This is a genomic window from Microbacterium sp. Y-01 (assembly GCF_003856715.1).
Lineage (GTDB): Bacteria > Actinomycetota > Actinomycetes > Actinomycetales > Microbacteriaceae > Microbacterium > Microbacterium algeriense.
On the sequence record NZ_CP024170.1, the window covers coordinates 1,554,226 to 1,575,577 of the forward strand.

Here is a 21,352-nt window from a genome sequence, read left to right on the forward strand (position 1 = left end):
TCCGTGGTCACTCGTCTCTCGAACTTCTTCCTCCGCACGCTCCGCGAAGACCCTGCCGGCGCAGAGGTCGCCAGCCACAAGCTGCTGATCCGCGCCGGTTACATCCGACCGCAGGCGGCCGGCATCTTCGCGTGGCTCCCGCTGGGCCTGCGAGTGAAGTCGCGGATCGAGACGATCGTCCGCGAGGAGATGGCCGCGGCAGGCGCGCAGGAGGTCCATTTCCCTGCCCTCATGCCCCGCGAGGCCTATGCGGCGACGGGGCGGTGGGACGAGTACGGCGACCTGCTGTTCCGCCTGCAGGATCGCAAGGGCGGCGACTACCTTCTCGCGCCCACGCACGAGGAGGCGTTCACGCTGCTGGTGAAGGACCTGTACTCCTCGTACAAGGACTTGCCGCTGACGATCTACCAGATCCAGGACAAGTACCGCGACGAGGCTCGTCCGCGGGCGGGGCTGCTTCGCGGGCGCGAGTTCACGATGAAGGACGCCTACTCCTTCGACTCCTCGGACGAGGGGCTGGACGCGAGCTACCAGGCGCAGCGGGACGCGTATGAGCGGATCTTCCAGCGCCTCGGACTCGAGTACGCGATCGTCCAGGCCGACGCCGGGGCGATGGGCGGATCCCGGAGCGAGGAGTTCCTGCACCCGACGCCGGTCGGCGAGGACACGTTCGTGCGCAGCGCCGGAGGCTACGCGGCCAACGTCGAGGCCTTCACGACCGCTGTACCCGAGCCCGTCGCCTTCGACGTCGCCGGATCGCCCCTGATCTTCGACTCCCCGGACACGCCCACGATCGAGACGCTCGTCGCGCATGCCAACCGCGTCCTCGACGGCGAGTTCACCGCGGCGGACACCCTCAAGAACGTCGTGCTGGCGCTGAAGCACCTCGACGGCACGCGGGAGCTCGTGATCGTCGGCATCCCCGGAGACCGCGAGGTCGACGAGAAGCGTGCCGAGGTGGCCTTCGCGCCGGCCGAGGTCGAGACCGCCACCGCCGAGGACTTCGAGCGGAACCCGCTGCTGGTCAAGGGGTACATCGGACCTTGGTCGCCCACCGGAGCCGTCCTCGGCGAGGAGTCGGCGACCGGAATCCGCTATCTCGTCGACCCCCGCGTGAGCGAGGGCACCAGCTGGATCACGGGTGCGAACATCGATCAGAAGCACGCGCACTCGGTGGTGGCCGGCCGTGACTTCGAGGCGGACGGGATCGTCGAGATCGCGAACGTCCGCGCCGGTGACCCCGCGCCCGACGGGAGCGGTCCCGTGGAGCTGGCACGCGGTATGGAGATCGGTCATGTCTTCCAGCTCGGCCGCAAGTACGCCGAGGCTCTGGGCCTCAAGGTGCTCGATGAGAACGGCAAGCTCGTCACCGTGACGATGGGCTCCTACGGAATCGGCGTCACCCGCATCCTGGCGATCATCGCGGAGCTGAACAACGACGACAAGGGCCTGATCTGGCCGTCGTCGGTCGCGCCCTTCGACGTCCAGGTGGTCGCTGCCGGTCGCGATCAGGTCGCCTTCGACGTCGCCGAGGACCTCTCCGCCCAGCTCGAAGCCGCAGGACTCGACGTGCTCTACGACGACCGTCCGAAGGTGTCCCCGGGTGTCAAGTTCGGCGATGCGGAACTCGTCGGCGTGCCGAAGATCGTGATCGTCGGCCGGGGAGCCGCCGACGGCCAGGTCGAGTTCTGGGATCGTCGCACGGGCGAGCGCGAGGCCGTCTCGGTCGCCGACGCGGTGGAGCGGCTCAGCTCCACTCGCTGACGCCCGCTGTGCCTGCCGCTCAGCAGGTGATGCGGCCGTGGTTCATGGTGTCGTCGTCCGGGGTGTCTCGGGTCACCAGCGCCTTGAGCGCCCCGGCGGCCATCGCGACCTTCCCCTTCGCGGGCTCCCAGAACTCGGCGACGACCGGTGTCACCTTGAGCAGCGCGATTCCTGGCGTGTCCAGCCCGTCCTCGAACCAGATGTCGAGCGAGGGGGAGTAGAGCTCCTGCATCTTCGCGCGATCGTGCACGATCTCGGCGGTACCGGCGACCGACACGTAGCGCATGCCCTTGGCGTCGCAGTAGGCCAGCCCGACGTCATGATGACGGCGAGCCTCTTCGACCTTCTCGGTGTCCTCGGCAGTGAAGAACCAGATGGCGCCAGCGTCGTCCATCTGTCGCGTCGACATCGGACGGCTGACGAGGTTGCCCTCCGGGTCGGTGGTCGTGAGCATCGTGAAGTCGATGTCCTCCACGAGCTCGGCGACGCGGGCGAGGGCTTCGGGTCCGGTGATCTCTGTCATGCCGCCATGATGCCGCGTGCGGACGCGTCGGGCACGGGCGTTGACACCGCTCATCGCGCGTGCTCCCTCGGCGTTGCGCGTCGCCCACCGCACGCCCCATGGGACGCTGGGATCATGACCGAGGAAATGCTGCCGGCAGCTCTGAGCGACGAGATCAACCATGTGCTGGACGAGGCCGGCGTGTCCACGGACCGCCGGCTCGTGATGCGGATGCTGCGGACCGCGCTGCTCCTCGGGGAGGACGGCACCGACCGCCTCGACCTCAAGATCGCCTCCGCCGCTCTGGCCGAGATGCGCGATGCCTTCCGTCTGTTCGCGCCCTTCCGCGGTGTGCCCAAGGTGACCGTGTTCGGCTCCGCGCGCACCCGCCCCGATGACCCTCTCTTCCGGCAGGCACGCGACGTTGCCGCGGCGCTCGCGAGCGACGGCTGGATGGTCGTCACGGGTGCAGGGCCCGGGATCATGCAGGCGGCGGCCGAGGGCGCTGGCCCCGCGCTGTCGCTCGGCGTCTCGATCCGGCTGCCCTTCGAGGAGAAGGCGAACAGCCTCGTCGCGGGGAGCGATCAGGTCGTCGCGATGAAGTACTTCTTCACTCGCAAGCTCATGCTCATCAAGGAGTCGAGCGGCTTCATCTGCCTCCCCGGCGGGTTCGGCACCCTCGACGAGATGTTCGAGCTGCTCACCCTCCAGCAGACGGGCAAGGCCGAGCCGACGCCCATCGTGCTGCTCGACGAGAAGGGCGGATCGTTCTGGGAGGGGATGCGGCGGTTCGTCGACGAGCACCTCGCCCCGATGGGGGTGATCTCCCCGGGCGACTTCGATCGGGTGGTCATCACCGACTCCGTCGAGGCGGCGCGCGCCGAGATCACCGGTTTCTGGCGCAACTACGACTCGCTGCGCTGGGTCGGGGACACGCTGGTGCTGCGTCTCAAGGCCGAGCCGACGGATGAGGAGATCGAAGAGCTGAACACGGAGTTCGCAGCGATCCTCTCGACCGGCCGCATCGAGCGGACCGCGCCCCGGTCGCCCGAGGTCGCCGACGACGATCGCCTCGACCTGCCGCGCCTCGCCCTGCACCTGGATCAGCGCCAGGTCGGCAACCTCTTCCGCCTGATCGGCGCGATCAACGCCCTCTCCTCCGCACCGAAGGACTGACCCCGCGCCGGTTCAGGCGTTCCCGCCGGTTCAGGCGGTTTCTGCGTCCGCACGCCTGATGCGGCGCGTCGGCCTGCGTGCGCGGGTGAGGCGGCGGCGTGGCAGTGCCGCCGGGACGCAGGGTATCGTTGTACGGATGTCGCGCGTGCGAACAGGCGCGACGAGAGCTGAATAGGGAGGCCGTCATGGACATCGAACTGAGTCTGCTGCGAGGGATCGAGAAGGAGAAGGCGATCCCCTTCGACGAACTCGTCGCGATCATCGAGCAGGCGATCCTGACCGCGTACTCCAAGCACGTCTCCGCAGACGGCGCCACCCCCGAAGGCGTCCGGGTGCACCTCGATCGCAAGACCGGCCACGTCGCGGTGCTGCAGGTCGTCCGTGACGAGGAGGACGCGATCATCGGCGAGGAGGACGCGACCCCGGACGACTTCGGACGCATCGCCGCCTTCGCCGCGAAGCAGGTCATCAGCCAGCGTCTGCGCGACATCGCGGACGACGCCGTGCTGGGCGAGTTCAAGGGCAAAGAGGGCGACATCGTCGCCGGCGTGATCCAGCAGGGTCCGAACCCGCGCATGATCCACGTGGATCTGGGCTCGGTCGAGGCGATCCTGCCCCCGGAGGAGCAGGTGCCCGGCGAGGAGTACACGCACGGATCGCGTCTGCGCGTCTACGTCACGAGTGTGGCCAAGGGCCTCAAGGGTCCGCAGATCACCGTCTCGCGCACGCACCCCGGTCTCGTCCGCAAGCTCTTCGCCCTCGAGGTGCCGGAGATCGCCGCAGGGCTGGTCGAGATCGTCGCGCTGGCTCGCGAGGCGGGCCACCGCACCAAGATCGCGGTGAAGGCGAACGACCCGTCCATCAACGCCAAGGGCGCCTGCATCGGCGAGCTCGGCCGTCGCGTGCGCGCGGTGACCGAGGAACTCGCGGGGGAGAAGATCGACATCGTCGACTACGACGCCGATCTGCCGACCTTCGTGGCCCACGCCCTCTCGCCCGCCAAGGTGACGAGCGCGTTCGTGCTCGATGCCGGCACCAAGGCCGTGCGCGCCCTGGTGCCGGACTATCAGCTGTCGCTCGCCATCGGCAAGGAGGGCCAGAACGCCCGACTCGCCGCCAAGCTGACGGGCGCGAAGATCGACATCCAGCCCGACAGCGTCCTCGACTGACCGGGCTCCGGCCTCCCGCCACGCCCGTCCGCGGACGAGGCGGGGTGAAACGCAGGTGTAAGATGGAACCCGTACGAACGTGCGTCGGTTGCCGCACGCGTGCTCCCCGCTCCACTCTGCTCAGGGTGGTTGCCCAGAACGACACCCTCATCCCCGATGAGCGTGCTGTCCTGCCGGGGCGCGGCGCGTGGGTGCATCCGACACCCGAATGCATGGAGGCCGCTCTGCGGCGACGGGCTTTCGGACGAGCACTGCGTGTGACCACTCAGCTGGACACACGGACCTTCGAACAGCACCCACCAAGAAACAAAGGCTGAACAGCTATGGAAACAAAGTGAACGGCTCGAAATGAGACCCGTCCGCGACTAGTGGTCTGCCCTGTCTGGGTGGACCGACTCAGACAGGAGAATTGTGGCTGGTAAACCACGCGTACATGAGATCGCCGCCGAACTCGGCGTCGACAGCAAGGTCGCTCTTGCGAAGCTGAAGGAACTCGGCGAGTTCGTGAAGAGCCCGTCCTCGACCATCGAACCGCCGGTGGCGCGCAAGCTGCGTGCGGCGATCGAGGCCGACGGTTCGCTCAAGGGTTCGGCGGAGTCCGCTCCCGCCGGCAAGCCCGCTGCGGCGAAGCCCGCACCGAAGCCCGGCGCGAAGCCTGCGCCGACCCCTGGCCCCAAGCCGGGACCGAAGCCCGCCCCGGAGGCGGCTGCTCCGGCAGCACCGGCGCCTGCCGCTCCCGCTCCCGCGGCACCGGCTCCCTCCGCGCAGGCCCCGGCGGCTCCGGCTCCCGGTGCCCCGAAGCCCGCAGAAGGCGGAGCACCGACGCCCGGCGCCCCCCGCCCCGGGAACAACCCGTTCTCCTCGGCGCAGGGTATGGGCCAGCGTCCGGCCGGCCCCCGTCCGGGTAACAACCCCTTCGCCTCGGCGCAGGGCATGGGCCAGCGCCCGACGCCCGGAAACATCCCGCGTCCGCAGGCTCCTCGTCCCGGCGCCCCGCGTCCGGGTGCGCCTCGTCCCGGCTCGCCTCGTCCCGGAGCGCCTCGTGGCGGTCAGGGCGGTCGTCCCGGTGCTCCGTTCCAGCAGCGTCCCGGCGGCCCCGGTCGTCCCGGCGGTGCCGGTGGACCCGGTGCCGGTGGGCCCGGTGCTCGTCCGGGCGGCGGCTTCGCCGGTCGCCCCGGCGGTGGCGGCGGCCGTGGTCGTGGTCCCGGCGGTGGTACCGCTGGTGCCTTCGGCAAGGGCGGCGGCAAGAGCAAGCAGCGCAAGTCGCGGCGGGCGAAGCGGCAAGAGTTCGAGATGCGGAGTGCTCCGGTCGTCGGTGGCGTCAACGTCACCCGCGGCAACGGAGAGATCATCCGCATGCGTCGCGGCGCATCCATCGCGGACTTCGCCGACAAGATCGAGACGCTGACCGGTTACACGGTCCAGCCCGGAACCCTCGTGACGATTCTCTTCAACCTCGGCGAGATGGCCACGGCCACCGAGTCGCTGGACGAGGCGACGTTCGAGGTCCTCGGCGAGGAGCTCGGCTACAAGATCCAGATGGTCTCTCCCGAGGATGAGGACAAGGAGCTCCTCGAGGGCTTCGGTCTCGACCTGGAGAAGGAGCTGGAGGAGGAGAGCGAGGACGACCTCGAGATCCGTCCTCCGGTGGTCACCGTCATGGGTCACGTCGACCACGGTAAGACGCGACTGCTCGACGCGATCCGTCAGACCAACGTCATCGAGGGCGAAGCCGGCGGCATCACCCAGCACATCGGTGCGTACCAGGTGTGGACGGAGCACGAGGGCATCGAGCGAGCGATCACGTTCATCGACACCCCCGGTCACGAGGCCTTCACCGCCATGCGTGCCCGTGGAGCGCAGGTCACCGACCTCGCGATCCTCGTGGTCGCGGCCGACGACGGCATCATGCCGCAGACGGTCGAGGCGCTGAACCACGCCCAGGCGGCGAACGTGCCGATCGTGGTCGCGGTGAACAAGGTCGACAAGCCCGACGCCAACCCGTCGAAGGTCCGTCAGCAGCTCACCGAGTACGGTCTGGTCGCTGAGGAGTTCGGTGGCGACGTGATGTTCGTCGACGTCTCCGCTCGCGCCGGCACGGGTATCCAGGAGCTCCTGGACGCCGTGCTGCTCACCGCGGACGCAGGCCTCGATCTGACCGCGAACCCGAACAAGGCCGCTCGCGGTGTCGCCATCGAGGCGAAGCTCGACAAGGGTCGTGGTTCGGTCGCAACGGTGCTCATCCAGTCCGGAACGCTCCGGGTCGGAGACGCGATCGTCGCGGGTACGGCGTACGGCCGTGTGCGTGCGATGGCGGACGAGAACGGCGAGCAGGTCCTCGAGGCCTACCCGTCGCGTCCGGTCCAGGTGCAGGGTCTGAACTCCGTGCCCCGCGCAGGCGACGTCTTCATCGTCACCGAGGAAGACCGCATGGCCCGCCAGATCGCCGAGAAGCGTGAAGCGGTCGAGCGCAACGCCCAGCTGGCCAAGGCCCGCAAGCGCATCTCGCTCGAGGACTTCACCCGTGCTCTCGAAGAGGGCAAGGTCGAGTCGCTCAACCTCATCATCAAGGGTGACGTCTCCGGTGCCGTCGAGGCGCTGGAGGAGTCGCTGCTCAAGATCGAGGTCGACGACTCGGTGCAGCTGCGCATCATCCACCGCGGTGTGGGTGCGATCACCGAGTCCGACGTGAACCTGGCGACGATCGACAACGCGATCATCGTGGGCTTCAACGTCCGTCCTGACACGAAGGCGCGCGAGCGTGCCGCTCGTGAGGGCGTGGACATCCGCTTCTACTCCGTCATCTACAACGCGATCGACGAGATCGAGAGCTCGCTCAAGGGCATGCTCAAGCCGGAGTACGAAGAGGTCCAGTCGGGTGTCGCCGAGATCCGCGAGGTGTTCCGCTCCTCGAAGTTCGGCAACATCGCCGGTGTCATCGTGCGGTCGGGAACGATCACGCGCAACGCCAAGGCCCGCGTCATCCGCGACGGCGTCGTCATCGCCGATGGTCTCGCCATCGAGTCGCTGCGTCGCTTCAAGGACGACGTCACGGAGGTCCGTACGGACTACGAGGCCGGTATCGGACTCGGCAAGTACAACGACATCCAGATCGGCGACGAGATCGAGACGACCGAGCTCGTCGAGAAGCCGCGCGGCTGATCTATTCGAATCACCCCTCGGGCGTCCTCTGCTCCGGTCCGGAGCGGGGGACGCCCTGAGGGTTCCTGGACAGGGAGAGAGAAATGGCAGGCGAACGACAGGCTCGGCTTGCGGACCGTATCCGCGTGATCCTCGCGGAGCGGCTCGAGAAGGGGCTCCGCGACCCGCGGCTCGGGTTCGTCACGATCACCGACGTGCGCGTGAGCGGAGATCTCCAGCATGCGTCCGTGTTCTACACGGTCCTCGGCACGGAGGAGGAGCGGATCGCCAGCGGCGCCGCGCTCACCTCGGCGACCGGGATGCTGCGCAGTGAGGTCGGGCGTCAGCTCAGCACGCGACTGGTCCCGACGCTCGAGTTCATCCCCGACGCGCTCCCGGAGAACGCGGACCACATCGGCGCGCTTCTGCGCCAGGCGCAGGAGCGGGACGCCGAGGTGGCCAAGCTCGCCTCCTCGGCCTCGCACGCGGGCGACGCGGATCCGTACCGCGCCGAGAACGATTCGGAGTGATCCGCTTTTGATACGCTCGGCTTCGCGGGATCGCCTCCCGCGAAGCTGAGGGGGATCGGCATCGACGGTACGACTGCGTCGCGGGCGTCTTTCGTCGCGCCCGCAGCGGTCGGGCTGCTCCTCGACGAACTCCTCGACCGGGGTCTGGGCTGCGCCCCGCACGTGCTGGCGGGACTTGCCGCACGACTCGACGGGGACGGCACCACGATCATCGAGGTCGTCGCGCAGCTGACGTCCGAGCAGAGGCACGGTCTGCGGCCCCTTCCGGTCCCGCTCCCGCTTGTGCCGGCCATCACCGAGCGATTCCACGGGACCGAGCTCGATGCCCGGAACCGCCGGCTCCTGCTGGCCGTCGCGGTGGGTCTCGACGACGCCCTCGATCCGCTGCTTGTGTTCGACGGGCGGACGGCAGCGGATCTCGCCGCCGACCCCGTCGGAGAGCACCTCACGATCCACGCCGGTCGTGTGCGCCTGGTCGATGCGCGGTTGGGGATCTGGGTGGCGGCGACCACCGGCACGGCGGAGACAGCAGCGGTGCACGCCCGACTGAGCGAGATCTTCCGGCGCTGCGGCGATGCCGTGGGCGCCGGCTGGCACCGAGCGGGGGCCGCGCTCGAGAAGGCTCCGGAGGCCGCGCCCGACCTCGCACTCCTCGCCAGTCAGCTGGCCCGGGCAGGGCACCCGGAGCGGGCGCTGCTTCTCGCGCGGGAGGCCGAGCAGCACGCGATCGGTGAGGATCGGGAGGGCGTCGAGCTGGTCGCCGGAAGGTCGGCGCTCGACGCGGGATTCGCCGTCGAGGCCGTCGAGCGATTGAGCCGCCTGTTCCCGCATGCCGCCGAGAGTCGTCGTCTCGAGGCCCTCGGCGACCTCATCGTCGCTCAGACATTCGTGCACGGCGCCGTGCCGGAGCTCGATCCCGGCGCGCTGCGCCCGACCACGGACGCCCTCGGCGACTGGCGTCACTGGACCAGGGCTGCGGCCATCGGCGCGGTGCTGTGCGCTGAACGGGGAGACCGGCGCGGAATGCGCGGCTGGCTCGACGCGCTGCGCGAGGGCGCGGCGAGGACCGGCGCGGATCAGGAGCTGCGTGACGCGGTCGTCGCGTTGAGCTGGCTCCTCGTCGGAGAGTCGGAGGCGCTGGGGCGTGCGGATCGGCGCGTGTCCGACGGGGGTCTGCTCCGGATCCTGGACGCCGCCGTGACCGGCGACATCGACGTGGCGCTGCGACTGCTGGCGGGCGACGAGGGGATGGCGTCCGGTACGCGGTCCTCGTTCGTGCCGGGATACCGGCACAGCCCGATCGTCCGTGCCTGTCAGGCCGTCGTGGAGGTGCTGCTGCTCGTCTGGCGCGGCGACATCGGCCGCGCACGCGACCGGCTGATCCAGTCGTCGCTCTCCCTGCCGGTCGCGCTCCCGCTGGCCGGACTCGGCGTTGTGCTCGCACGACGGCTCGATCTGGCGGTCCTCGGCGAACTCGGCCCGTACGCTCGCGCGCTGACCGACCTCTCGTCGGTCGGGAGCGACGGCCTCGTCGATCACGGCATCCGATCATTCCTGTCCGGTGACTTCGATGAAGCCTCCGCGGCGATCCGCTTGTGGACCGAACTCGGGTCGCCGGCGACGGCGATCGCCGTTCCCGGTCTGGACGAGCTCGCCGCGGCGTCCGGGCAACCGTCGGCACGGACGTCGATCGCGCCGCCGGACGTCGCGCTCGCGCGGTGTCTGCGGGCCCGCGTCGCCCTCGTCGCCGAAGGACGCTGGCGTTCCGAGTACGAAGAGGTCAGCGAGACGGCGCGGAGTCTGCGGTCTCCGTTCGCGCGAGCACGCGTGGAGACGATGCTGGGCACCCGGCAGGCGATACGCCAGGAGCACGCCTCCGCCAGGGTGCACCTGCAGTACGCGGAGCGCCTGTTCGAACTGTCCGGCGCCACGGCCTGGGCGCGGGCCGTCCGGGATCGTCTCGATCGCCTCGACGCGAGAGAGGGGAGCATCGTGCCCTCGGTCGACCCGCTCATGGCCTGCCGCCGCGCCTGGTCGCTGCGCCTCACCGCGCGCGAGGTGGAGGTCGCGATGCGCGCGGTGCACGGTGCCGCCAACCGCGACATCGCCGCCGCGCTGAACGTGTCCGTGCGCACGGTGGAGGTGCATCTCGGGCGGGTGTTCGCGAAGCTCGATGTCCGCAGCAGGGTCGAGCTCACGGTGCTGGCGCACCGCTTCGAGCAGCACCTGTGAGTGGTCAGCGAGGCAGAGAGAGCCACTCGCCGTCGGCCTCCGCGAGACCATCCGCGATGAGGGAGTCGATCGCCCGGTCGCGCTGACGCGGGTCCGGCCAATCCGGCAGCACGGCGTGCAGGGCCGCAGCCTCGGGGGAGAGCTCCCGCAGAAGGCGCAGGACGGCTCCGCGTGCCTGACGGTCCGACCCCTCATACGTGGCTTGACGCCGCCGCTCGTCCCGGCTCTCCGGTCGTCCTGCCGCCAGCCAGGCGCACGAACCGGCGAGCGGACACAGCTCGCAGCGAGGAGCCCGCGACGTGCATACGGTCGCGCCGAGCTCCATCGCCGCGGCGTTGAACACGGCGGACTCCGCCACCGAGGTCGGAAGCAGCGACGCCATGAGCTCGAGATCGCGTCGAGAGGGGGGACCGGGCTGCGCCTGACCGCCGATGGCCCGCGCGAGCACCCGCCGCGTGTTCGTGTCGACGACCGGATGGCGGTCGCCGTACGCGAACACCGCGACGGCACGAGCGGTGTAGTCGCCGATGCCGGAGAGGGCGAGCAGTGCCTCCACGTCACGGGGGACCGTTCCGCCGTGACGCTCGGTGATCTCGACGGCGGCACGGTGCAGCCAGAGCGCCCGACGCGGGTAGCCGAGGTTCGCCCACTGCCGCACCACGTCGGCGGTGGTCGCCGCGGCCATCGACGCCGGAGTCGGCCAGCGCGAGAGCCAGGCCTCGAGATGGGGGATGACGCGTGTCACCGGAGTCTGCTGCAGCATGAACTCGCTCACGAGCACGCCCCAGGCGCCGAACTCGTCGTGGAACCCGGGCCGTCGCCAGGGCAGATCCCTGGCCGACGCCCGGTACCACTCCGACAGAGGTGTCGTCACGTCGCGAGCGGCCTGCGGTCCGGGCATCCTTCCAGCCTACGGGAGCGGTCGCCGCGCCTCCGCCCGCGCCGAACGCCTCGGCGCAGGAACAGGGGAGCCTCCGGCCCTCGGTAGGCTGGAGGAATGGTCTCGCCCGGCATCCTCCTCGTCGACAAGCCCACGGGGCCGACCAGTCACGACGTCGTCGCGCGGACACGGCGGGCGTTCGGCACCCGGAAGGTGGGACACGCCGGAACGCTCGACCCGATGGCGACCGGACTCCTCGTCCTCGGCATCGAGGGCGCCACGCGGCTGCTCACCTACATCGTGGGGGCAGACAAGACGTACGAGGCCACGATCCGCCTCGGACAGACCACGAGCACCGACGATGCCGACGGCCAGATCCTCACGACGGCGGACGCATCCGCCTGGGAGGCTGTCGGCGATGAGGCGATCGCGGCCGGGATCGGGGCGCTCACGGGCGAGATCTCCCAGGTGCCCAGCGCCGTCTCCGCGATCAAGGTCGACGGTCGGCGCGCCTACGACCGTGTGCGGGCGGGGGAGGAGGTCGTCCTCGCCGCACGGGAGGTGGTCGTCTCGCGGTTCGACATGCTCGAGAAGCGGCAGAGCGATGGACACCTCGACCTCGATGTCGTGGTCGACTGCTCGTCCGGGACGTACATCCGCTCCCTCGCCCGCGACCTCGGCGCGGCGCTCGGCGTCGGCGGCCACCTCACGGCGCTGCGTCGCACCAGAGTCGGTCCGTTCGAGGTGGCTGACGCGGTCGGGATCGACGACCTGGAGGGCGCGGAGGCCCTTACTCCGGCCGAGGCCGCAGCACGCATCCTCCCGGTGCTCCCGATGTCCGCCGAGGAGGCCCGCGATCTGCGCCACGGCAAGCGACTCGCGGGGCAGGCCGTGCGTCTGGAAGGCGCGATCGCCGCTGCGGTCGACCCCGAGGGCGGTCTCATCGGGATCGTCGAGAGGCGCGGGAACGATCTGAAGAGCACCATGAACATGCCGGAGGCGGCCCGATGATCCTGTGGTTCACGATCGTGCAGATTGCGGTCGCCGTGGCCGCGGGGCTGTTCTGCCTCGTGGCGGGTCTGGCCGGTCGTCGGCCGAGCGACTACACGGTCGGCGCCCTGGCGCTGGTGGAGGCGCTCCTCGTCGCCCAGGTGGTCGTCGCGATCATCGCGCCGCTGGCGGGCAACCCGCCGACGGGCGACCTGCTCGAGTACTGGGTCTATCTCGTCTCCGCTCTGCTCCTGCCGATCGGGGCGGTGCTCTGGGCGCTCATGGAGCGAAGCCGCTGGAGCACGGTCATCCTCGGCGTGGCGGCCGTGGCGATCGCGATCATGCTGTGGCGCATGCAGGTCATCTGGTCCGTGCAGATCGCGTGACGCCGGGGGACGACGGCGGAGTCCGGCCCGCTCCCGCGGCTCTAGGATGGAATGCGCTATGAGCTCCACCGCCCCCACCACTCGGATGACCGGAATCGGTCGCGTCCTCGTGATCGTCTACGCCGTCATGGCGCTGGCCGCCACGGGGCGCAGCTTCGTGCAGATCGTCCGCCGATTCGACGAGGCGCCGCTGGCGTACTCGCTGTCCGCACTCGCCGCCGTCGTGTACGTCCTCGCGACGCTCGCGCTGGTGCTCGCCCGCCGCCGCGGCTGGTACACGGTGGCCTGGGTGGCGATCGTCTTCGAGCTCACGGGTGTCCTCGTCGTGGGGGTGCTCAGCATCGTGCTGCCGGCGCTGTTCCAGCACGAGACCGTGTGGTCCCTGTTCGGCCGCGGATACCTGTTCATCCCGCTCGTCCTCCCGGTGTTCGGCATCTGGTGGCTCCGCACGCATCGTCCTGTCGGCGCCGGGCGTCCCGTCGAGGTCGCCGCGTGATCGTCTTCCGCAGCCCGGAGGAGGTCCCGTCCGACTTCGGACCCAGCGCCGTCGCGATCGGGAAGTTCGACGGCGTGCACATCGGCCACCGCGCCGTGATCGACCGTCTCAATGAGGCGGCGGCCGCGAGCGGCAGCCGTTCGGTGGTGGTCACGTTCGACCGCAACCCGCTGGCTGTCCTGCGACCGGATCGCTGCCCCGAGAACGTCGTGACCGTCGACCGCAAGCTCGAGCTGCTGAGCGAGCTCGGGATCGACGCGACGCTCGTGCTCACCTTCGACGAACAGCTCGCCGCCCGCAGCGCCGACGACTTCGTGACCGACATCCTCGTCGACGCGCTCCAGGTGTCGACGGTGCTGGTCGGCGAGGACTTCCGTTTCGGCAACAGGGGAGCGGGAACGCCGGAGCTCCTGCGAGAACTCGGGCCCCGTGACGGCTTCACGGTGGAGGTCGTCGACGACGTGTACCTGCCGGGTTCGACGCGCCGCGTCTCGTCGAGCTGGATCCGCGAACTGCTCATGCACGGCGACGTCACGGCGGCCGCCCGGGTCCTCGGACGGAACCCGGACGTGCGCGGCGAAGTCGTGCACGGGCTCAAGCGCGGTCGGGAGCTCGGCTTCCCGACGGCGAACCTATCGACCATCGTCGACGCGTTCGTCCCCGCAGACGGGGTGTACGCGGGCTGGCTCGTCGACCACGACACCGGCATCCGGCACCCATCGGCGATCTCCGTCGGCACGAACCCGACCTTCGACGACGTGCTCGTCCGGCAGGTGGAGGCGCACGTGCTGGGCGAGACCGGGCTGGATCTGTACGGCCACGATGTGACGGTCGAGTTCGTGGAGCGGCTGCGCGGGATGGTCGCGTTCGAGGGCATCGAGAAGCTCATGGAGCAGATGGCCGCGGACGTCACCGACGCTGCGCGCGTGCTCGGGCTCTCGTCCTAGGCACCTCTTCCGCAGAGCCGAACCGCGGCACGGCGCGATGATCCGCAGGAAGCCGGCGCGATGACATAGAATGGGTATCGGCTTCCGCCGTTCCTCGTGCGTCTCGCGCGCCGCGGCGGAAGACGATCCACTGTTCGTACGGTCCTGGCTCACGCCACACGCGGACAACGAGAACGGTTCGCGGTTTCATGGGGAAACCAGGGCCTTCACGCTCAGGAGGAGCATGCCGACCACGGCAACCGCCGCCACGCGGCGCAAGAAGACGTCCCGACGCGACGATGAGGCGCCCCTCATCCCGATCCTCGCGCGCAAGGTGCGCGAGATCGAGGCGAAGTCGCAGCGAGGCAAGCTGGGCCCGACCAACCGGGTCAAGTTCCAGGTGATCGCCTTCCTGGTGCGCGAGGAGCGCGCCAGGGTGAAGGCCGACGCGGAGATCGGCGATCCCGCCCGCGCCGAGCTGCTGAAGCGTCTGGACGGTGTCGCGACGATCCTCGCGAAGACCGCGGCACGCGACACCTCGCTCATCCAGCTGCTCGAGGCCGACCAGGCGACCTCGCCCGTCGCTAAGCGCATGCGCCGCGACTGGCTGCTCGAATCGGGGGCGGAGCTGCCTCCCGAGGAGCTCATCATCGCCGACGCCGCTCCCGTGCAGATATCGGTCGTACCCGCCGCGATCGCGGAACGCCAGGTCACCCCGCCCTCCGTCGAGGCGCGACAGCTCGCGAATCCGTTCCTCGCGCCCGACCTCACCCCGCGCCCTGCGGCCACTCCGCGCCGCCGGCTCGACGGGTGGGAACTCATGGGGCCGCTGTACAAGGCGTTCGAGACGGGCGCCGGTGGATCCGCCGCGTCCATGGAGCTGCCCCCGGCGCCCGAGTTCGACCACATCTCGCCCAAGGGTCTCGATGTCATGGTGCATCAGTCGCGGTTCCTCGAGGCCGTGCGCGCCGGGCACCGCAGCTTCCTCCTGGCGGACGAGCCCGGACTCGGCAAGACCGCGCAGTCCGTGCTCGCCGCGTCCGTCGCCGGGGCCTACCCGCTGCTGGCCGTCGTGCCGAACGTCGTGAAGATGAACTGGGCACGCGAGGTCGAGCGGTGGACGCCGCAGCGGCGGGCGACCGTGATCCAGGGCGATGGTGCCGACATCGACGCTTTCGCGGACGTCTTCATCGTCAACTACGAGATCCTCGACCGTCACCTCTCCTGGCTGGCCTCGATCGGTCTGCGCGGCATGGTCGTCGACGAGGCGCACTTCATCAAGAACCTCTCCTCGCAGCGGTCCCAGAACGTGCTCTCCCTCGCCGCCCAGGTGCGCGAGCGCACACCGGGACACGATCCGCTCATGCTGGCCCTCACCGGGACACCGCTGATCAACGACGTCGAGGACTTCGACGCCATCTGGCGCTTCCTCGGCTGGACCAACGGAGAGAAGCCGGGCCCTGAGCTCATGGAGAAGCTCGACGCCACGGGCTTCACGCCCGCGGACAAGGCGTTCTACCCGGAAGCGAGGGACGCCGTCATCTCGATGGGCATCGTCCGGCGCAAGAAGAAGGACGTCGCGGCCGACCTGCCCGACAAGCTGATCGCCGACCTGCCCGTGCAGCTCGACGACGAGTTCGGACGCAGCATCCGTGAGGCGGAGCGGGAACTGGGCGAGCGACTCGCCGCCCGTTACCGGCGGATCATCGAGGCCCGCGGCGACCGCGGACTCGCACCGGGGGAGATCGACGACGACATCGTGCGCCTCGTCGCGCAGAACGAGCTCGAGGAGTCGAAGGCGGCCGGCACCGGGGGAGACAACGTCTTCACGATGGTCCGACGCATCGGCCAGGCGAAGGCTCAGCTCGCCGCGGACTACGCCGCACAGCTGCAGCGCTCGGTCGGCAAGGTGGTGTTCTTCGCGAAGCACATCGACGTGATGGACAAGGCGGAGGAGCACTTCGCCGCCGCCGGCATCCGTGCGGTCTCGATCCGCGGCGACCAGACGACCACCGCGCGGCAGCAGGCGATCGACGACTTCAACGGCGACCCCGACGTCGGAATCGCCGTCTGCTCGCTGACCGCGGCAGGTGTGGGGCTGAATCTGCAGGCGGCGTCGAACGTCGTCCTCGCGGAGCTTTCCTGGACGGCCGCGGAGCAGACCCAGGCGATCGACCGCGTCCACCGCATCGGACAGGGCGAGCCGGTGACCGCGTGGCGGATCATCGCGGCGCACACGATCGACACCAAGATCGCGGAGCTCATCGACCAGAAGCAGGGTCTCGCGGCGCGGGCACTCGACGGCGAGGCTGTCGAGGAGTCGGCAGGTGAGCCGGTCCAGCTGGCGGCTCTGATGCACCTGCTGCGTCAGGCGCTCGGGTCGGCCTGAGCGTCAAGAACGACGTTTCTTAACGTCCGTTCTGCGGCAAGATCGGCCGTGACCGCCAACTTCGTCGATTCGGCGGCCGGCGGCTGTCAAGATCGACGGTTTTCTCCGACGTCGAATAGCGCCGGGCACGCCGGAGCGCTAGTGTCGATCGAAGGCAGCGTCGCCTTTTCCCCCATCTCCTGAACGTCTGAAGGCACCAGCATGAAGATCGGCATCCTGACGAGCGGCGGCGACTGCCCCGGCCTCAACGCGGTCATCCGCGGCATCGTGCTCAAGGGCACGACTACGTACGATCTGGAGTTCGTCGGCATCCGAGACGGCTGGCGGGGCCTCGTCGACGGCGACTTCATGCCGCTGACGCGACACGAGGTGAAGGGCCTGTCGAAAGTCGGCGGCACGATCCTCGGCACGAGCCGCACGAACCCCTACGAGGGTGAGCGCGGCGGCGCGGAGAACATCGCCAAGACCCTGTACGGGCACAAGATCGACGGCGTCATCGCGATCGGCGGCGAAGGCACTCTCGCCGCCGCCGACCGCCTCGCCAAGGATGGGATCAAGGTCATCGGCGTCCCCAAGACGATCGACAACGACCTGCAGGCGACCGATTACTCGTTCGGCTTCGACACGGCCGTCAACATCGCCACCGATGCCATGGATCGCCTGCGCACCACGGGCGACTCGCACCAGCGCTGCATGGTCGCCGAGGTCATGGGCCGCCACGTGGGATGGATCGCGCTGCACGCCGGGATGGCCGCCGGCGCCCACGTGATCTGCATCCCCGAGGTGCCGATGTCCATCGAAGACATCACCGAGCTCGTCACCAGCGCCCACGACCGCGGACGTGCCCCGCTCGTCGTGGTCTCCGAGGGGTTCAAGCTTCTCGGAATGGAAGAGGCCTACAGCGACAAGGGCCTCGACGCCTTCAACCGGCCCCGGCTGGGCGGCATCGGCGATCTGCTCGCCCCGGAGATCGAGCGCATCACGGGCATCGAGACCCGCGCGACGATCCTCGGACACATCCAGCGCGGCGGATCGCCGTCCGCGTTCGACCGTGTGCTCGCCACGCGCCTCGGTCTGCATGCGGCTGACGCGATCGTCGACGGCGCCTGGGGACAGATGGTCGCGATGCAGGGCACCGACATCGTCCGTGTGCCCTTCGCGGACGCGCTGGGCGAGCTCAACACGGTGCCGCGCTACCGCTACGACGAGGCTGCCGCGCTCTTCGGCTGAGCTCTCGGCTGCGCGCACGTTCAGGCGTTCCGCCGAGCCGGGCCGCGCCAGTTCAGGCGTTCCGCTCGGTTCAGGCCGTTCGTGCGGGAGACTGCCTGATCTCGCTCATCCGCCTGATTCCGCGCGGCGGCGCCCTCCGCAGTCTCCCGTGGTCTCGACATTCTGCGCACCCGCATGCCAGAGTTCGGGCCGCGAGTTCAGGCGTTCCGCTCGGTTCAGGCCGTTCGCGCTGGAGAGTGCCTGATCTCGCTCGTCCGCCTGTTCACGCCGTGCTGGCAGGGGAGTGGAAGCACGGCGCGAAAGAAGGGCAAGTCAGCGCTTGCGGTGAAGACCCTGCGCCATCGCCGTCAGGATGGTGCGTTCGACATGGGGTGCGTCGTACATCACCTGCTGCGTGTCGAACCGGAGGACCGTGTAGCCGCGCAGCGCGAGGCGGGCGTCTGCTCGCATGTCGCGCCTTCGGTCCGCGGCGGAGCTGTGATGGGCGTAGCCGTCGATCTGCACGCCGAGGCGGTCGCCGATCATGGCGTCCAGGGGATGCCCGTCGACCCAGACCTGCTGCCGCACCTCGACGCCGATCCCGCGCATGAGCGAGACGAACGTCGACTCCGGACCGGAGTCCGAGCGATCTCCGACGAGCGCCGAGATGCGGGACGCGGCGGACGAGCGCCACTTCACCTGCTCGAGGACGTCGAGGTCGACGGCTCCTCGACGCACCGCGGACTCCCAGATCGCCAGAGCATCCGGCAGGGGCAGACACCGCGCGACGTGGAAGAGCACGTTCAGGACCGGCTCGTCGGGGGATCGCGGGTGCACGGGGACAGGACCGCGGCCGCGGTGGACGATCACTCCGGAGGGGTCGAACCGCGATGCGCTGTGCGGGAGCGCGACGTGGACCTCATCCGTCCGGACCTCCCACAGCCCTTGCAACGCCGCGGCGCTGACGCACGTCGCGCGTCCTCCGACGGAGGCTGCGGCCACACGCCGCGGATCGCAGTCGGGGGTGACGAGCCACGATCGGCGTACACGATGGAGTGCGCCCGCATCGACCGCGCGTCGGACCGCGTGATCACTGAAGCCCGAGAGGCGAGCGGCGGAGGAGTGGGCGGAGCCGCCTCGCGCGCGCACCCAGTCCTCGACCGTCGGCTTCGTCATCCGTCCAGCCTGCGCCCCGCGGGGATGTCGCCCGGGCGCCCGGCACGGGGTCTGGGGAAGCAATCACCGTCGACTGCACCGTGTAGGAGAGGTCGTGCCCACGCGATGCGCGCTTGGATCAGGCGAACACCCCGGATCAGGCGAACTGAGGCGAAAACTGCCTGATTCCGCGTGATCGCCTGATCCGGGGAGGGTGGGTGCGGGTGCGGGTGCGGGCGCGGGCGAGCGGGTGCAGGGGTCAGGCGTCGGCGAGGCCGAGCGTGTCGAGCAGCCAGGCCAGCTCGAACGCGCGCTCCTTCCAGGAGTTGTACCGTCCGCTCACGCCGCCGTGGCCCGCGACCATCTCGCACTTGAGCAGCACGTCCGAAGCCCCGGCCTCCCGCAGTCGAGCGACCCACTTGGCCGGCTCGACGTACAGCACGCGCGTGTCGTTGAGCGACGTCACCGCCAGGATGCGCGGATACGCGACGCCGTCCCGCACGTTCTCGTACGGCGTGTACGACTTCATGTACGCGTACACCTCCGCGTCGTGGAGCGGGTCGCCCCACTCGTCCCACTCGATCACGGTCAACGGGAGCGAGGGATCGAGGATCGTCGTCAGCGCATCCACGAACGGCACACCCGCCAGGATCCCGGCGAAGAGCTCGGGGGCGAGGTTGGCGACCGCCCCCATCAGCAGCCCGCCGGCGCTGCCGCCCTCAGCGACCATCCGGTCCGGCGCGGTGATCCCCGCCTCGACCAGGTGCTCGGCGCAGGCGACGAAGTCCGTGAAGGTGTTGCGCTTGTGGAGGAGCTTGCCGTCTTCGTACCACTGCCGCCCCATCTCGCCGCCTCCGCGCACATGCGCGACGGCGAACACGACGCCCCGGTCCAGCTCGGAGAGTCGTGCGACGGAGAACGCCGGATCGATGGAGTGCTCGTACGAGCCGTAGCCGTACAGGTGCAGGGGCCGCGCCTCGGAGCCGGGCTCTCCGAAGGAGCGCTTCCAGACGAGGGAGATCGGCACGCGCACGCCGTCGGATGCCACGGCCCAGTCGCGGCGCTGTCCGTACTCGGCGGGGTCGTAGCCGCCGAGCACCGGCACCTGCTTGCGCAGCACGAGCTCTCGCGTCGCGAGGTCGAGGTCGTACACGGTGCCCGGGGTGACGAACGAGGCGTAACCCAGGCGCAGGAAGGGAGAGTGCCACTCGGGGTTGCCGCTCACGCCCGCGGAGTACAGCGGCTCGTCGAACCGGAGTTCATCGACCGTGTCGGTGGCGTAGTCGAGCAGCCCGACGCGTTCGAGACCCTCGCTGCGGTACTCGACCGTCGCGTAGTCGCGGAAGGCGTCCACTCCGAGCAGGCGGCGCCCCTGCTCGTGCGCGACGACCACATGCCGCTCACCCTGCGGATCGGAGACGGATACCGAGACGAGCTCGAAGTCCAGGGCCTGATCGTTGTGCAGGATCAGCAGGCGGTCCTCGCCGTCCACCACGGCATGATCGACCGAGTACTCGACGCCTTCCCGCCGCGGCCAGACGAGTCGCGGCTCGGCGGTCAGCTCGCCCGCCAGGTCGACGAGGTACTCCTCGCTCGTGATGCTCGACCCGACCCCGATGACCAGGTACCGACGGCTGCGGGTGATCCCCGCCCCGAGCCAGAACTTCTCGTCCGGCTCATGGAAGAGCTTCACGTCGGAGGAGACCGGAGTGCCGAGCCGGTGCAGCCACAGCGTGTCCGGTCGCCACGCCTCATCGCGTGTCGTGTAGAGGACGCCGGTGCCGTCCGGCGTGAAGAACGCCCCGCCGGTGTTCGGGATCTCGTCGTCGAGGGTGGCGCCCGTGGTCAGGTCGCGTACGCGCACGGTGTACAGCTCGTCGCCCTCGAAGTCGGTCGACCACAGGAGCTTGGTCGCGTCGTCAGAGGTGTCGAAGGCGCCCAGCGAGAAGAACTCGTGCCCTTCGGCTTCGACGTTGCCGTCGAGGAGGATCTCCTCACCCGGCACGGGAACGCCCGGCTCGAGCCGCGGGGGTGTCCAGTCGTCCGCATCGGCGGCGGCGCGGCAGTGGATGCCGTATTGCGCGCCTTCCTCGGTGCGGCTGTAGTACCACCAGTCGCCGCGGCGGGTCGGGACGGACAGGTCGGTCTCCTGCACGCGTCCTCTGATCTCCTGGAACAGCCGTTCCCTGAGGTCGGCGAGATGCGCGGTCTCGGCGTCGGTGTGGGCGTTCTCGGCCTCGAGGTGGGCGATGACCTCGTCCGAGTCCTTGGCCCTGAGCCACTCGTAGGGATCGTCGAAGGTGTCGCCGTGGTGCGTGCGGAGGGTGGAGCGGCGGTCTGCCGTGGGTGCGTCAGTCACCGTCTCACGCTATCCCAGGTCGAGTTGACCGGCACGGGGGAGGGTGGG

General features: G+C 69.7%; 17 protein-coding genes. 13 read left to right on the forward strand and 4 right to left on the reverse strand.

Annotated elements, in window-relative coordinates; genetic code table 11:
* The first annotated feature begins 3 nt into the window (after positions 1-3).
* On the forward strand, positions 4-1,764 hold the full coding sequence (locus CSX12_RS07230; RefSeq protein WP_124895351.1) for a proline--tRNA ligase: 1,761 nt from the start codon (positions 4-6) through the stop codon (positions 1,762-1,764).
* A 19-nt stretch (positions 1,765-1,783) separates the two neighbouring features.
* On the opposite strand, the gene CSX12_RS07235 is transcribed toward CSX12_RS07230, so the two are convergent.
* A complete protein-coding gene (locus CSX12_RS07235) occupies positions 1,784-2,287 on the reverse strand; it encodes a pyridoxamine 5'-phosphate oxidase family protein (RefSeq protein WP_026049846.1) in 504 nt (167 codons plus the stop codon).
* Positions 2,288-2,401: 114 nt separating this feature from the next.
* Between CSX12_RS07235 and CSX12_RS07240 the strand changes: the two genes are divergently transcribed.
* The 6 genes from CSX12_RS07240 (at position 2,402) to CSX12_RS07265 (ending at position 10,514) form a co-directional block, all read left to right on the forward strand.
* Positions 2,402-3,442 carry a TIGR00730 family Rossman fold protein gene (locus CSX12_RS07240; RefSeq protein WP_124895352.1) on the forward strand — a complete coding sequence of 347 codons (1,041 nt, stop codon included), beginning with the start codon at positions 2,402-2,404 and terminating at the stop codon, positions 3,440-3,442.
* A gap of 185 nt (positions 3,443-3,627) precedes the next feature.
* Positions 3,628-4,611 carry a transcription termination factor NusA gene (nusA, locus tag CSX12_RS07245; protein WP_017203098.1) on the forward strand — a complete coding sequence of 328 codons (984 nt, stop codon included), beginning with the start codon at positions 3,628-3,630 and terminating at the stop codon, positions 4,609-4,611.
* A gap of 62 nt (positions 4,612-4,673) precedes the next feature.
* Entirely contained in the window at positions 4,674-4,928 is a 255-nt protein-coding gene (locus CSX12_RS07250) for a YlxR family protein (protein WP_083391685.1), read from the forward strand.
* Positions 4,929-5,022: 94 nt separating this feature from the next.
* Positions 5,023-7,773: a translation initiation factor IF-2 gene (gene infB / locus CSX12_RS07255; protein ID WP_124895353.1), complete on the forward strand. Its 2,751-nt coding sequence runs from the start codon at positions 5,023-5,025 to the stop codon at positions 7,771-7,773.
* Between the two features lie 83 nt (positions 7,774-7,856).
* Positions 7,857-8,282, forward strand: coding sequence for a 30S ribosome-binding factor RbfA (rbfA, locus tag CSX12_RS07260; protein WP_124895354.1), 426 nt, complete (start codon positions 7,857-7,859; stop codon positions 8,280-8,282).
* Between the two features lie 162 nt (positions 8,283-8,444).
* Positions 8,445-10,514 (forward strand): helix-turn-helix transcriptional regulator, encoded by a 2,070-nt coding sequence (locus CSX12_RS07265; RefSeq protein WP_124895355.1) that lies wholly within the window; start codon positions 8,445-8,447, stop codon positions 10,512-10,514.
* 4 nt (positions 10,515-10,518) lie between these two features.
* On the opposite strand, the gene CSX12_RS07270 is transcribed toward CSX12_RS07265, so the two are convergent.
* A complete protein-coding gene (locus CSX12_RS07270; RefSeq protein ID WP_017203093.1) occupies positions 10,519-11,415 on the reverse strand; it encodes an A/G-specific adenine glycosylase in 897 nt (298 codons plus the stop codon).
* Between the two features lie 96 nt (positions 11,416-11,511).
* Between CSX12_RS07270 and truB the strand changes: the two genes are divergently transcribed.
* The 6 genes from truB (at position 11,512) to CSX12_RS07300 (ending at position 17,811) form a co-directional block, all read left to right on the forward strand.
* Positions 11,512-12,405, forward strand: a complete 894-nt coding sequence (gene truB / locus CSX12_RS07275) for a tRNA pseudouridine(55) synthase TruB (protein WP_124895356.1) — start codon at positions 11,512-11,514, stop codon at positions 12,403-12,405.
* Entirely contained in the window at positions 12,402-12,770 is a 369-nt protein-coding gene (locus tag CSX12_RS07280; protein WP_017203091.1) for a hypothetical protein, read from the forward strand. Before truB ends, CSX12_RS07280 begins: the two co-directional genes overlap by 4 nt.
* A 58-nt stretch (positions 12,771-12,828) precedes the next feature.
* Positions 12,829-13,266: a hypothetical protein gene (locus CSX12_RS07285; protein ID WP_241160582.1), complete on the forward strand. Its 438-nt coding sequence runs from the start codon at positions 12,829-12,831 to the stop codon at positions 13,264-13,266.
* Entirely contained in the window at positions 13,263-14,213 is a 951-nt protein-coding gene (locus CSX12_RS07290; RefSeq protein ID WP_017203089.1) for a bifunctional riboflavin kinase/FAD synthetase, read from the forward strand. The genes CSX12_RS07285 and CSX12_RS07290 overlap by 4 nt, the downstream gene beginning before the upstream one ends.
* A 223-nt stretch (positions 14,214-14,436) precedes the next feature.
* Positions 14,437-16,581 carry a DEAD/DEAH box helicase gene (locus CSX12_RS07295; protein WP_017203088.1) on the forward strand — a complete coding sequence of 715 codons (2,145 nt, stop codon included), beginning with the start codon at positions 14,437-14,439 and terminating at the stop codon, positions 16,579-16,581.
* Positions 16,582-16,782: 201 nt separating this feature from the next.
* Positions 16,783-17,811 (forward strand): 6-phosphofructokinase, encoded by a 1,029-nt coding sequence (locus CSX12_RS07300; protein WP_017203087.1) that lies wholly within the window; start codon positions 16,783-16,785, stop codon positions 17,809-17,811.
* A 312-nt stretch (positions 17,812-18,123) separates the two neighbouring features.
* On the opposite strand, the gene CSX12_RS07305 is transcribed toward CSX12_RS07300, so the two are convergent.
* Together CSX12_RS07305 and CSX12_RS07310 are read right to left on the reverse strand one after the other, a co-directional pair.
* On the reverse strand, positions 18,124-18,966 hold the full coding sequence (locus CSX12_RS07305; protein ID WP_124895358.1) for a DUF559 domain-containing protein: 843 nt from the start codon (positions 18,964-18,966) through the stop codon (positions 18,124-18,126).
* 238 nt (positions 18,967-19,204) lie between these two features.
* Positions 19,205-21,304, reverse strand: a complete 2,100-nt coding sequence (locus CSX12_RS07310) for a S9 family peptidase (RefSeq protein ID WP_124895359.1) — start codon at positions 21,302-21,304, stop codon at positions 19,205-19,207.
* Positions 21,305-21,352: the final 48 nt, after the last annotated feature.